11 protein-coding genes are annotated in these 12781 nt (G+C 72.6%); 8 read left to right on the forward strand and 3 right to left on the reverse strand.

The genetic code is table 11. From position 1 onward, the window contains the following. Positions 1-31: 31 nt before the first annotated feature. Positions 32-694: a response regulator transcription factor gene (locus ABGB11_RS00860; RefSeq protein ID WP_347627696.1), complete on the reverse strand. Its 663-nt coding sequence runs from the start codon at positions 692-694 to the stop codon at positions 32-34. 268 nt (positions 695-962) lie between these two features. Here ABGB11_RS00860 and galE point away from each other — a divergent pair, with 268 nt between their 5' ends. From galE to ABGB11_RS00895, 7 genes are all read left to right on the forward strand, one after another. Further along, a complete protein-coding gene (gene galE, locus ABGB11_RS00865) occupies positions 963-1967 on the forward strand; it encodes a UDP-glucose 4-epimerase GalE (RefSeq protein ID WP_347627698.1) in 1005 nt (334 codons plus the stop codon). A 691-nt stretch (positions 1968-2658) separates the two neighbouring features. Next, complete coding sequence (locus tag ABGB11_RS00870; protein WP_347627700.1) at positions 2659-3375, forward strand: hypothetical protein; 717 nt, start codon at positions 2659-2661, stop codon at positions 3373-3375. Between the two features lie 151 nt (positions 3376-3526). Beyond that, positions 3527-4489: a hypothetical protein gene (locus ABGB11_RS00875; RefSeq protein ID WP_347627702.1), complete on the forward strand. Its 963-nt coding sequence runs from the start codon at positions 3527-3529 to the stop codon at positions 4487-4489. A gap of 263 nt (positions 4490-4752) precedes the next feature. Continuing rightward, positions 4753-5361, forward strand: coding sequence for a TetR/AcrR family transcriptional regulator (locus ABGB11_RS00880; RefSeq protein WP_347627704.1), 609 nt, complete (start codon positions 4753-4755; stop codon positions 5359-5361). Positions 5362-5428: 67 nt separating this feature from the next. Further along, complete coding sequence (locus ABGB11_RS00885; RefSeq protein WP_347627706.1) at positions 5429-6058, forward strand: LysE family translocator; 630 nt, start codon at positions 5429-5431, stop codon at positions 6056-6058. 67 nt (positions 6059-6125) lie between these two features. Continuing rightward, the gene (locus ABGB11_RS00890) at positions 6126-6734 is read left to right on the forward strand and encodes a TetR family transcriptional regulator (RefSeq protein ID WP_347627708.1); all 609 of its coding nucleotides are present in this window, start codon (positions 6126-6128) and stop codon (positions 6732-6734) included. Positions 6735-6770: 36 nt separating this feature from the next. Continuing rightward, on the forward strand, positions 6771-8207 hold the full coding sequence (locus ABGB11_RS00895; RefSeq protein ID WP_347627710.1) for an aspartate aminotransferase family protein: 1437 nt from the start codon (positions 6771-6773) through the stop codon (positions 8205-8207). An 8-nt stretch (positions 8208-8215) separates the two neighbouring features. Here ABGB11_RS00895 and ABGB11_RS00900 read toward each other — a convergent pair whose 3' ends face one another. Further along, positions 8216-9487 carry a D-alanyl-D-alanine carboxypeptidase gene (locus tag ABGB11_RS00900; protein ID WP_347627712.1) on the reverse strand — a complete coding sequence of 424 codons (1272 nt, stop codon included), beginning with the start codon at positions 9485-9487 and terminating at the stop codon, positions 8216-8218. A gap of 1632 nt (positions 9488-11119) precedes the next feature. Between ABGB11_RS00900 and ABGB11_RS00905 the strand changes: the two genes are divergently transcribed. Beyond that, positions 11120-11539, forward strand: coding sequence for a CBS domain-containing protein (locus ABGB11_RS00905; protein ID WP_347627714.1), 420 nt, complete (start codon positions 11120-11122; stop codon positions 11537-11539). A gap of 5 nt (positions 11540-11544) precedes the next feature. On the opposite strand, the gene ABGB11_RS00910 is transcribed toward ABGB11_RS00905, so the two are convergent. Next, positions 11545-12702 (reverse strand): aminotransferase class V-fold PLP-dependent enzyme, encoded by a 1158-nt coding sequence (locus ABGB11_RS00910; RefSeq protein WP_347627716.1) that lies wholly within the window; start codon positions 12700-12702, stop codon positions 11545-11547. Positions 12703-12781: the final 79 nt, after the last annotated feature.

Raw genomic sequence — 12781 nt, forward strand, 5'->3', positions numbered from 1 at the left:
CTACGCCGTTTGCACCAGGGCGGACGCCCGGTCAGCCGTCCGACGAGGGGCGCATGCCGGCCCGCATGGCGAGGGTGATCGCCTCCAGGGCGGAGTGCATGTCGAGCTTCGCCAGCAGGTTCTGGGTGTGGGTGCGGACGGTGTTGGCCGACAGGCCGAGCCGCTCGGCGATCTCCGCGCGGCCGAGCCCGTCCACCATGCACTGCAGGACCTCGCGCTCGCGCGGCGTCAGCTCGGCGAGCAGCCCGGCGCCGGCCTGCTCGCCGCCGTCCAGCGCCAGCCTGCGCAGCACCTCGCCGAGCAGCTCGGGCGGGATCCAGCCGCCCTGCCGCGCCGCCGACCGGATCACCCGGGCGACGTGGTCGGCGCTCTCGGTCTTCTCCAGCCAGCCCACGGCGCCGCGGCGGACCGCCCGCACCATTGCGTCGAGGTCGCTCATCGCGGTCAGCACGACGACCCGCACGTCCGGATGCCGCTCGCGGACCCGGTCCAGGACCTCCAGGCCGCTCTCCGCGCCGAGCGTCATGTCGAGGACGAGCACCCGCGGGCGCTCGGTGGCGGTCAGCGCGAGGGCGCGCCGCACGTCGGCGGCGATCGGAAGGATCACCAGATCGGGCTCGCGCCCGAGCCGCGCCGCGAGGGCCTCGGCGAAGAGCGCGTGATCGTCCACGATGAGGACGCGGATCGGTTGCATCTCCCGACCATGACCGCTGCGGCGGCCCGGCGGATCCTGCAAACGCTGTACTTCGTTTCGGCCGTCCGATTGCCCGCGCCCGCACACCGCGTGATCTCCGCTGGTGACGGCCCCGGACAGAACCGTGCGCGGACGCCGGGCGGCGCCCGCCGGTTCACACGCGTCCGGACCCGGTCACCTGGAGTACCGGGCGTTGACCGCCCGGGGCCGGCTGCTGATCCTGTGGCTGGAACTTCAAGGGGACGCACTGGCCTGCAGGGGATGCCACATGAAAGTGCTGATCACAGGGGGAGCCGGCTTCATCGGCAGCACGATCGCCTCCGCCTTCGCCGAGCGCGGGGTCACCCCCGTGGTGCTCGACAGCCTCATCACCGGCCGGCAGGAGTTCACCGCCGGCAAGATCTTCTACCAGGGCGACATCGGGGACGGCGGCCTGGTCGACCGGATCTTCCGCGACCACCCCGACATCATCGCGACCGTGCACTGCGCGGCGCTGATCGTGGTGCCCGACTCCATGGCGGACCCGCTGCGCTACTACCGCGTCAACCTGTCCAGGACCCTCGACCTCGCCGGCCACCTCGTCCGCAACGGCTGCGACCGGATGATCTTCGCGTCCACCGCCGGGATGTACCGGCCCGAGCCCGACCTGTCGGTCACCGAGACCTCCGAACTCGATCCGCAGAACCCCTACACCCGCTCGAAGATGATGGCGGAGCTGCTGCTCCAGGACTTCTGCAAGGCCTACGGGCTGCGCGTCATCTCGCTGCGCTACCTCAACCCGATCGGGGCCGACCCCCGGCTGCGCACGGGCCTGCAGAGCAGCAAGCCCACGCACGCCCTCGGCAAGATGATCGAGTGCTACGACCTCGGCATTCCCTTCAAGATCACCGGGGTGGACTGGGAGACCCGCGACGGCACCGCGATCCGCGACTACATCCACGTCTGGGACATCGCCCGCGCCTTCCACGAGGCGGCCACCCGGTTCGACTCGATCATTCCGCCGGTCGGGGACCACCCGCGCTACGAGGTGATCAACCTCGGCACCGGGGACGGGACGACCGTCCGCGAGCTCGTGGCCGCTTTCCGCGAGGTCGTCGGTGACTCCTTCCAGGCCGAGGACGCCCCGGCCCGGCCCGGCGACGTCGTCGGCGCGTTCGTGAACCCGGCGAAGGCGTGGGACCTGCTCGGCTGGAAGCCCGAGTACACCATCGAGGACGCCATCCGGCACTCGCTCCAGTGGGCCGACCGGCGCCGCCGGCTGGCGGCGTCCTGACCCTCGACCACGGCCCGTCCGGCAGAGGCCCGGACGGGCCGTAGCCATGTCTCCGGCCGGGACGGACGCACCCCGCCCCGGTGCCGCTCTGGCGGCGTTCGTCGGCACATCCCCGGCGGACGCCGCCAAGTCGCGTCAAGACGTCCAGAGTTACTCTATGTATTCATTTAGCTACGCATCGTTGTAGCATCGCTGTTCTGTGCGAGTGAATCCGGGGTGTGGTCTGACGATCATGAAGCGAGCATGGAGCGACAGGCGTATCCGCATCGGCACGGTGTCCGCGGTGATCCTGACCGCGTCGGCGATGTCGATCCTCCCGGCGGGCCGGACCGGCCCCGTTCGCGGGTGCGTCTGCCACATCGCCCGGTCCTGCGCGTCGATGGCGCCGCAAGGGGAGGCGGCTGCGCCGGCGGCCGTTCCGCCTCCCCGGCGGCAGGGGCCGCAGGAAGGGCATCCCGCCGGCAATGCGGCCCTTGTTCAACGGCAGGCCATTTCACTGCCCGGGCATGGTGACGGCATCGTCCTCAAGTTCAGCCTTTACCGCGGAATTGGCGGCGGGGTGACGAGTTCGTTCACCAGAGATGGCCTGGCATTCACGTTCGAGAGCGGAGCCGGGGTCGGCGGATCCTTTTCCGTGGGCTCGGCCGCGGGACGGCCGGAAGTCGGCCCGGCATTAGAAGCGCGGGCCTCGATGAGCAGCAGGATCCGATTCGTCCGGCCGCCCGACTTCGGCCTCACGCTCGACCGCGACGGCATGCTGCAGGGCTACGTGGACGCAAAGACGGGCAATTTCCGGACGCGTTTCCGCTCGAAGTCGGTGTCGCTGACCGGGGGAGGCGTCCACGGGAAGGCCAAGGCGCCGGCGACCCGGAGGTCCTGGAGCCTCGGCACCGAGTTCAAGCTCGCCGGCACCTACACCGTCAGAGCGCCCTGGGGCGGCATCTTCGACGTGTGGCGAGGGCTCCTCGGCACCGTCCCGGGGGTGTGGAACCCCCGGGCCCCGCCCGTGCCCTCGGTCGACCTCCTCGGCTACGTGGCGGTGCTGGGCAGGGGCGCGTTCAGGCGCTCCGTCGACGTCCGCCCACGTGACACCCGGATGCGGAGAGGGCGCGCGGGCCGGTTCGGGAGGTCGCAGGCGTGCCGCGTCCTCCGCGTCCTCCGGGTCGCCAGGGGAGGGCGCGGGGCGCGCTGCGGGCGTCCCGGCGGAGCGGCGGCGCGGGCGTCGCGGAAGGGGCCGCGCGGAGCGCGCCCTCCCGCCGCGCCGGACGACGAGGACCCGGCCGGGTCGCCGCCCGACGGCGCGGGCGGCGGCCGGCGCCCGCGCTTAACGGCCATTTCCGGCGAGCCAGGCGCATTCGCCCGAGTCGGCGGATCGCGGCGGTGCGGTGCACCCGAAAATGTGACTTGACTTCTGATCTGCACAAGTGGCGGTAAGCCTGATTTTCGCGCTTTGCGGCCATTTGAAAATCGAGGCCACCCCGATTTAAGTTTGGTCACGGAGTTGTTATGATCACCGGAGTTCGCACTGCGCGAACCAGCGTCACAAAGGGGGAAATGGAATGAAACGCATCGCTCGTGCGGCGACCGTGGCCGGGCTGGCCATCGGTGGCAGCCTCCTGGCCGTTCCCGCGGCCTCGGCCGAGGCCGCGGCGCCGTCGGACATCAACATCTACATCAATCCCCGCTACATCTCCGAGAGCGGTCCCGGCGACCTCAGCTACGCCGAGATCAACAAGTCGCGCGACGCCGCCGCGGTGATGGGGAACAAGCCGGTCACGACCGGCGACATCAAGCAGAAGATCCACGCCAAGAAGGTCGGCCCCGCGACGGTCGAGGTCGAGGGCCCCGAGCAGGACGTCGAGGGCTCCGAGGCCGCGGGCGCCGAGGGTGCCGAGGCCGCGGGCGCGGAGGGCGCCGAGGCCGCGGGCGCCGAGGGTGCCGAGGCTCAGGAGGGCGCCGCTCAGGAGGGCGCCGCTCAGGAGGGCGCCGCTCAGGAGGGCGCCGCTCAGGAGGGCGCTGCGCAGCAGGAGGCTCAGCAGCAGGGCGCCGCCCAGCAGCAGCCGATCGCTCAGCAGCAGCCGGCGGCTCAGGAGCAGGGCGCTGCGCAGCAGCAGCCCATCGCTCAGCAGCAGCCCGCCGCTCAGGAGCAGGCTGCCGCCCAGCAGCAGCCGGCCGCTCCGGAGCAGGCCGAGGCCATGGAGGAGGCCGAGGCTCAGGAGGGCGCCGCCCAGCAGGGTGCCGCTCAGCAGCAGCAGGAGGCTCAGGAGCAGCCTGCGGCTCAGCAGCAGCAGGAGGCTGCTCAGCAGCAGCAGCAGGAGGCTCAGCAGCAGCAGGAGGCTCAGCAGCAGCCTGCGGCTCAGCAGCAGGAGGCCGCTCAGCAGCAGGGCGCTGCGCAGCAGCAGCCCATCGCTCAGCAGCAGCCCGCCGCTCAGGAGCAGGCCCAGAACGAGGCGCAGGTCCAGCACAAGGGCGAGGCGCTGACCGAGGCCGTGAACCAGGGCCAGGCCGCCGTCCAGGGCTAGGACCGGCCGTGGTCGAGAGGGGGGCCCGCGCCAGGGCCGCAACCGCCCTCGCGGGCCCGCCTCCGCGGTACCTCCACACGTAGGAGAAGGGCGCTCGCGCCCATGTCATGCCTCGCTGATGGACATCGGCGGGGCATGACGCCTGTTCGAGGGTCATGCCCTGACCTGCGCCGGAGTGCGCCCAGCCGGGGGCCGACGTCCGAGATGCACGCGTTTGTAATGAAGGTAGGAAAGAATGGGGGTGGCCACGGCTAGGAGGCGTTTTGAACGGCGATGCGCGGTTCACCGTCACGCGGACGCTCAGCAAGGACCAGCAGGCGCGGCGCGAGCGGCTGATCGACTCGGCGCGGGAGCTCGCGCTGGAGGGCGGCTACCCGGCCGTCACCATGCACGACGTGGCGGACCGCGCCGGTGTCGCGCGGGCGACCGTCTACCGGTACTTCGCCACCAAGGACCACCTGCTCACCGAGGTCGCGGCGGCGTGGGCGCACCGGGTCACCGACGACATCGACGCGCTCGCGGTCGGTGACACCCCGCTGGAGCGCCTCACCGCGCTGCTCGAGCGGATCGTGCACGTCGCGGCGGCGGAGCCGACCCTGACGTCCGCGATCATCCAGGCGGTGACCTCCGACGACTCCAGCGTGGACGACGCCCGGACCGTCCTGTTCCTGTTCCTGCGCGACCGGCTCTCCACGGCGATCGGCGACCCGGTCCCCGAGCGCGACGACGTCGAGATCGTCCTCGGGCACGTCCTGCTCTCCGCGCTGATCAGCCTGGCCTCGCTCCGCCAGCCGGTCGAGGAGGTCGCGACCATGGTCCGCACGGCCGGGCGGCTCGTGCTGGGCGGCGCGTTCGCCGCCACGCCGAGCTGATCTGGTCCACGTTCCCGGGCTGCGATTGGTCCTGTCGCATGGTCCACCGCGGTCCTAGCGTGCTCGTGTGACGAACCCCGTGCTGTTCCTGCTGGCCGCACTGACGCTGGTCGCGGTCCCGGGCCCGAACCACCTGTACATCACCACGCGCAGCATCGGCGAGGGGCGCCGCGCCGGGATCGCGTCCGCGCTCGGCGTCGAGACCGGCACGCTCGTCCACATCGGCGCCGCCGCGGCCGGGCTGTCCGCCGTCGTCGCCGCGTCCGCGACCGCGTTCGGGATCCTGCGCTACGCGGGCGCCGCCTACCTCGTCTTTCTCGCGTACCGGACGCTGCGCGGCGGCCGCGAGGACGCCGAACTCGACCTCGAACCGCGGCCGCTGCTCCGCGTCTACCTCGACGGCGCGCTCGTCAACGTCCTCAACCCGAAGGTCGTGCTGTTCTTCCTGGCGTTCCTGCCGCAGTTCGCCGACCCGGACGCGGGGGCGGTGCCGCTGCAGATCGCGGCGATGGGCGCCGCGACCGCGCTGATCGGGCTGGTCGTGGACCTCGGCTACGCGGTGGCCGCCGGCTCGATCGGCGCGTGGCTGCGGGCCCGTCCCGCCTTCCGGCGCCGGCAGCGCTACGCGACCGGCCTCGTCTACCTCGGCCTCGGTGCCGCCGCCGTCCTCGCGGGTCCGAGCACGCGCCGCGCCTAGGGGACCGCACGCCGGGCGATCAATCAATCGATTGACCGAATTCTTGGCCAACGCCTAGTTTGGGGTGATGACCAGCAGCGACACCGGGCGCGAACGGATCCTGGAGGTGGCCACGCGGCTGTTCGCCGCGCTCGGCTACGACGGGACGTCCACCCGCATGATCGCCGAGGCCGCCGGGCTGAACGTCGCCACCATCGCCTACCACGTCGGCGGGAAGCGCGACCTCTACCTCGCCGTGATGGAACGCGCCCACGTGGCGGAACGGGCCGCGCTCGACCGGGCGGTCGCCGAGATCACCATGGACCGGGAAGGCCTGCTGGCCCTCGTCGACGGGTACATCGACTTCTGCATCGAGCGCCCGGAGGTCCCCGCGCTGTGGATGCACCGCTGGCTTTCGGACGCCGCCGACATCGCGCACCTGGAGGAGCAGTACGTCCTGCCGCTGGTGGAGATCGTCACCGGCCTGGCCCGCAAGATCGTCGCCGATGACGTGGACGTCGACTTCGTCGTCTGGACCATCGTCTGGTGCACCCACGGCTTCGGCTGCGGCGGCCTCCTCGACGCCGACGGGAACCGCCTCGGCCTGGACGATCCGGCCGCGGTGGCCAGGTTCCGCGCCCAGATGCGCCGCACCGTCGCCGCCGCGATCGGCCTGCCCTCCGGCAACGCCGGATGACCTCACCCGCCGCCCCCCACCGAGAAAGCGCACTCCATGCCCGCTGACCCGCCCCACGGCGCCCTGCCCGAGACCGGCCGCCCCGCCCCCGACCTGCTCGCCGAGCTCGCCCGGCTGCGGGACGCCGACCTGCCCGTGCGCGGCGGCCAGGTCACCGCGTACGTGTACGACACCGGGCGCGACGCCGTGCACGACCTCGCCGCCACCGCCTACCAGGAGATGCTGGAGGTCAACTGCCTCGACCCCACGGCGTTCCCGAGCATCGTCGCGCTCGAACGCCGGATCGTCGGGTTCGCCGCGGACAAGCTCGGCGGCGGCTCCGGCATCTTCACCAGCGGCGGCACCGAGTCGATCATGCTGGCGGTGAAGGCTGCGCGGGACTCCCGCCCGGTGGAGGGGCGGCCACAGATCGTCCTGCCCGCGACGGCGCACCCCGCCTTCCACAAGGCCGCGCACTACCTCGGCATGGAGGTCGTGCACGTCCCGGTCGACGGCGCCTTCCGCGCCGACCCCGCCGCGACGGCCGCCGCGCTGACCTCCCGCACGGTGCTGGTCGTCGCCTCGGCGCCGTCCTACCCGCACGGCGTCATGGACCCGGTCCCGGAGATCGCCGCGCTCGCCGCCGCCGCGGGCGTGCCGTGCCACGTCGACGCGTGCGTCGGCGGGTGGGTCCTGCCCTGGCTGCGGGACGCCGGACGCGACGTCCCGCCGTTCGACCTGTCCGTGGCCGGGGTGACGTCCCTCTCCTGCGACCTGCACAAGTACGGCTACTCGCCCAAGGGGGCCTCGGTGGTGCTGTTCGCGGACGAGTCGCTCCGGCGGCACGCCTACTTCGCGTCCGCGCGCTGGCCCGGCTACACGGTCATCAACGCCGGCGTCCAGAGCAGCAAGAGCGCCGGGCCGCTCGGAGCCGCGTGGGCGACGCTCACCGCGGTCGGGGCGCACGGGTACCGCGACCTCGCCGAGAGCGCGATGAAGGCCGCGGAACGGCTGATCGCGGGCATCGCGGAGATCCCCGGGCTGCGGGTGCTCGGCGACCCCGTCGCGCCGCTCGTCGCCGTCGCGTCGTCCGACCCCGCGCTGGACGTCTTCGTGATCGCCGACGAGGCCCGCGCCCGCGGGTGGTACTTCCAGCCGCAGCTCTCCTACCAGGGCAGCCCGCCGAACCTGCATTTCACCCTCACCGGCGTCAGCGACGTCGACGCCCTGCTGGCGGTGCTGGCCGACGCGGTGCGCGGCGCCCGCGCCGCCGGCCCGCCCGACGTCCCGTCCGACCTCGTGGACGCGCTCGCCGAACTCGACCTCGACGGCCTCGACGACGCCGGCTTCGCCGCCCTGCTCGCGTCCGCGGGCGTCGACCTGGACGGCGGCGGCGACCCGGAGATGGCCGTGGTCAACACCATCCTGGACGCGCTGCCGCCCGCCACCCGGGAGGCCCTGCTGATCCGCTTCCTGTCGGCCCTGTACGCCTGACCGGCCGGTCAGGCGAGGCGGGACAGCCGCTTGACGAGGGACGGCCCGTTCCGCGGCTCGCCCGCCTCCAGCGGCACCCGCGCCGGGCCGGCGTCCATGGCGCCGGCCCCGTCGCCCGGCTCGGCGTCGGCCGGCGGGTCGCCGTCGTACCCCACGGGCACGGTGAGGCCGGGCCAGCCGACGACGGTCAGCGGCGCCGTCGCGCGCAGCGCGGTGCTCCCGCCGAGTCCGTCGTCGATCCGCCCGACGACGTCGCCCCGGCGCGCGAGCGGCTGCGCGACGAGGGCGCGCTCGGCCGCGACGAGGATCCCCTCCGCCGTGTTGACGGCGTCCGCCGCGCTGGGGGAGCGCTGCCCCATCACCGCGCCGACGATCAGCGTCGGCACGCCCCCGACGCTCTTGCGGGCCGCGAACACGTAGTTCCCGCCGGCCGCGTCGGTGTACCCGGTCTTCCCGCCGACGACGCCGTTGCGCCCGAGGATGAAGTTGCCGCCCTGCCGCGGGGCCCCGCCGCCGTCCGGCACGTACATCCGGTTGTTCACGATCTCCCCGAAGGACGGCAGGCTCATCGCCGCCCTCAGCAGCTTCACCTGGTCCGCGGCCGTGCTGACCGTCCCGGAGTCGTAGCCGCTCGGATCGGTGTAGCGCGTGCCGGTCATCCCCAGCTGCTTCGCCGCCTCGTTCATCTTCGCGACGAACGCCCGCTCGTCGCCGGAGTCCCACCGCGCCAGCTCGTGCGCCACGTCGTTGGCCGAGATGATGAGCAGCGCCTCCAGCGCCTTGCGCTGCGTCAGCCGCTGGTTGGCGGTCACCCCGAGCAGCGACTCCCCGCGCCTCTTGCGCGCCGGGATCTGCGCCGCCGCCTGCGGCGACACCGTCAGCACCGGCCCGGCCTCCCCGGACTTCAGCGGATGGTCGCGCAGGTACACGTACGCCGTCATCACCTTGGCGACGCTCGCCGTGGGCGTCGGCACCGCACCGCCCGAGGACCCCATCGTCCCGAGCCCGTCCACGTAGATGGCCGACTGCCCCGCGGTGGGCCACGGCAACACCGGCGCCTGCCCCGGGAACGTGTGGCTGGACGCGAGGCTCAACCGCACCGTCGGCTCCGGCGGCGGCCGCAGAAGCTGCCCGGCGACGAGCCCCACCACGAGCACCAGCGCCGCCGCGACGACGACGACCCACCGCCGACGCTTCTTCTCCTCGACCGGCGCCGGGGCCGCCCCGTCCCACGGCACGGACGGCTGCGGCGGCGCCTGCCAGGTAGACGGCGCAGGCAACCGCTCAACCCGAGTCGTCGCCGCCGACGCCTCCGGCAGAGCCGCCTCCCACGGCCCCGCCCCCGCACTCGCAGGCGCGTCCTGCCTAGCCGGCGGGTCCTGCCTAGGTGGCGCGTCCTGCATCGGTGGGGCCGATGCCGCATGTGGGACGCCGGGAGGTGCCGCTGCACCCTGGACGCCGGGCCCGTGCTGCCGTGGCGGGCCTTGCATGGGCGGTGTCGTCGGATGCCCAACGTGCGGCGAGGCGCTCTCGCGTGCGGCGCGCCCGTCCTTGGATGGCGCTTCCTGCTGAGGTGGGGCGCTGCTTTCGATGCGCTTTGCGGAGTCTGTCTGGTCCTTGCCCGCGCTGCGGCTGTCTCGTGGTGACGCGTCGTGTTCCGGCGGAGTGGCGCTGCCGGGCCGTGTCTTCGGGGCGGCGGTAGGCGCTGATGCACTGTGCGCCGTGGTCTCGCGTCGGGTGCGCTCGTCTTGAGGTGGCGCGTGCTGCGGGGCGCGGGCGCCTTGTCGCGGGGCTTCTTGCTGAGGTGGAGCGCCGCTCTCGGTGCGCTCAGCGGAGGCCGCCCGGTCCTTGCCCACGCTGCGGCCGTCTCGTGGTTGCGCGTCTTGCTTCGGGGGCGCGTCTTCAGGCCCTGCGGGCGGTGCGGCGCCCTTGTCCTGCGACGGCGCGTCCTGCCTCGGCGGGGCGGCGCTACCAGAGCGAGTCGGTGGGGCCGAGCGCGGCGCGGGTTTGTCCTGCTGCGTGCGGTCGGCTTGCCGCGGCGCGTCTGCATCCTCTGCGGCGCTCTCGCTCGCGGCGTCTCTGGCTTCCGGCGGTGCGTCTTGCTTCGGCGGGGCAGTGCTACCGGACGCCGTCTCGGGTGTGGCCTGCGGGATGGGGTTTTCGCGGGTGGCCTGCTCGTCCTGCTGGGGACGACCGGTTTGCCTCGGCGCGTCTTTCTCAGGCGGGGCGGCGCCTTCGGTGCGCTCTTCGGAGTCCTTGCCTGCCGTGCGCTCGTCCTGCGGCGGCGTGTCCTGCTTCGGCGGGGCGGCGCTGCCCGAATCCTCGGCGGGTTCGGTGGGCTCTTCGGCCTGTGGGGACTCGTCCTCCTGGGCCGTGTCCTCGGTTTCCTCGGCCTCTGGTTCGGGGGCCGGGAACTGGACGTACCAGGTGCTCGGGGGCGGGGGCTCCTCCTGGTCGTCCTTCGGCTTGCGGACGGGGATGTCCGGGCGGGTCAGGTCCTTCTTCTTGGGGAGGCGGAATTCGGCGGTCCCGGACCGGGACGTTTCCGTGCCCCGCTCGGCGTCGTCGTCCACGTCCAGACCCTCCTCTGCTCATGTCTCGACGGGCGGCGGAACGGCCCTCCCCCGGCGATCCCCTATGAATATGGGGACGCGAAGTTTATCGGGAAGGTTCGCGGCATTCCGTGTCGGTGGGGCTCGTGTCCCGCGTGAACCCGAACGGGGGGTTGCGGAGATACAACCCTGACAACGTCCCCCGCACGGGAAGGCCCGGTGCGCGAGGATCCGACCCGCCTGGCCTGGGACGAGGCCGGGGCGGAGCGGCTGTTCGCACCGTTCCGGCCGTGATGAGTGATCCAGGGCGTGCCGGGTAGGGCCCGCGATACCCCACCAGCGAGGCGCAAGGAGTGAACCATGGCCACGAAGGTCCGCGACATCATGACCGGCTCGCCCACCTCGGTCAGCCCGGAACTCGACCTCGTGACGGTGGCGCGGGCGATGCGCGACGAGGACATCGGGGCCGTCCTGGTGGCCGACGGCGACCACCTCAAGGGCGTCGTCACGGACCGGGACCTGGTGATCCGCGGCCTCGCGGCGGGCGGCGACCCGGCGACGGTGAAGATCGGGGGCATCGCCAGCAGCGTGACCGCCACCGTCGGGCCCGACGACTCGCTGGAGCGGGCCGCGCAGATCATGCGCGAGCGCGCGGTCCGGCGGCTCCCCGTCATCGCGGACGGCCGTCCCGTCGGCATCGTCTCCATCGGCGACCTGGCGATGGAGAAGGACTCGGGTTCGGCGCTCGCCGACATCAGCGCGGCACGCCCCAACGCCTGAACCTTCTACGGCAGGGCGGACAGGAGCTGCTCCAGTTCGCCCTCGGTGTTGTAGTAGTGCACGGACGCTCGCACGGCCGCCGGTGCGGCGTGCGGGTCGTATCCGTGCGTGTTCGGGTTGGCGACGTTGACATTGACGCCGCGTTCCTTGGCCGCGGCCTTGATGGCGGCGGGGTCGTGGCCGTCGACGGTGAACGTGACGATGCCGGACGGCCGTGCCCCCTTGTCGAGGACGGTGACACCGGGACGCGCGGCCAGGTGCTCACGTAGCCGGGCGGCGAGGTTCAGGACGCGCTCCTGGATCCGGGGCATCCCCAGGTCCGCCGCGTAGTCGGCGGCGACTCCCAGCCCGATCTGCCCGGCGACGTAGCGTTCCCATGTTTCGAAGCGCTGCGCGTCGTCGCGCATCTCGTACCCGTCCGGCGCCTTCCACGTGGCGGCCTGCAGGTCGAGGAACGGCGGCACCAGGGTCTGCAGGATGTCGCGCCGGACCCAGAGGAAACCCGTTCCGCGCGGGCCGCGCAGGAACTTGCGTCCCGTCGCCGACAGCATGTCGCAGCCGATCTCGGTGACGTCCACGGTGAGCTGGCCGACCGACTGGCAGGCGTCCAGGAGGTAGAGGACGCCGTGCTCGCGGCACAGCCGCCCGACCTCGACCGCCGGGTTGATGAGCCCGTTGTGCGTCGGGACGTGGTTGAGCGACACCAGCCGGACGTTGCCCTTGGCCAGTTCCGCCTCCAGCGCGTCGAGGGAGAGCGTGCCGTCGGCCTCGTCTGGGACGACCTCCACCCGGGCGCCCGTGGCCGCCGCCACCTGCTGGTAGGCGATCGCGTTGCTGGAGTACTCGCTCGTCGTGGTCAGGATGCGGTCGCCGTCGGCGAAGGGGATCGAATAGAACGCCAGGTCCCAGGCGCGCGTGGCGTTCTCCACGTAGGCGATCTCGTCCGGTCGAGCGCCCAGGAGCCGGGCGAGCGCTCCGTAGAACCGGTCGATGGCGGCCTGGTTCTGCTCCGCGGCCTCGTAGGCGCCGATCGTCGACTCCTGGGCGAAATGCCCGGCGACGGCGTCGATCACGGGACGCGGCGGCAGCGCGGCCCCGGCGTTGTTGAGGTGGGCCACCTTCGCGCAGCCGGGGGTGTCGGTCCTGATCTCGTCGATGTCCACAAGCGACCTTTCGCTGAAATGTCGTACCCCCGGAAGAGACTGTCTCCCGGCGGCACCACGACGGCGCGACTTGACCTCA

It is taken from the genome of Actinomadura sp. B10D3 (assembly GCF_039871695.1).
GTDB lineage: Bacteria > Actinomycetota > Actinomycetes > Streptosporangiales > Streptosporangiaceae > Spirillospora > Spirillospora madurae.

What these genes read in the sequence shown, in the direction of transcription:
- ABGB11_RS00860 (WP_347627696.1), bottom strand. Translation starts at nt 694, where the DNA reads ATGCAACCGATCCGCGTCCTCATCGTGGACGATCACGCGCTCTTCGCC.
- galE (WP_347627698.1), top strand. Translation starts at nt 963, where the DNA reads ATGAAAGTGCTGATCACAGGGGGAGCCGGCTTCATCGGCAGCACGATC.
- ABGB11_RS00870 (WP_347627700.1), top strand. Translation starts at nt 2,659, where the DNA reads ATGAGCAGCAGGATCCGATTCGTCCGGCCGCCCGACTTCGGCCTCACG.
- ABGB11_RS00875 (WP_347627702.1), top strand. Translation starts at nt 3,527, where the DNA reads ATGAAACGCATCGCTCGTGCGGCGACCGTGGCCGGGCTGGCCATCGGT.
- ABGB11_RS00890 (WP_347627708.1), top strand. Translation starts at nt 6,126, where the DNA reads ATGACCAGCAGCGACACCGGGCGCGAACGGATCCTGGAGGTGGCCACG.
- ABGB11_RS00895 (WP_347627710.1), top strand. Translation starts at nt 6,771, where the DNA reads ATGCCCGCTGACCCGCCCCACGGCGCCCTGCCCGAGACCGGCCGCCCC.
- ABGB11_RS00905 (WP_347627714.1), top strand. Translation starts at nt 11,120, where the DNA reads ATGGCCACGAAGGTCCGCGACATCATGACCGGCTCGCCCACCTCGGTC.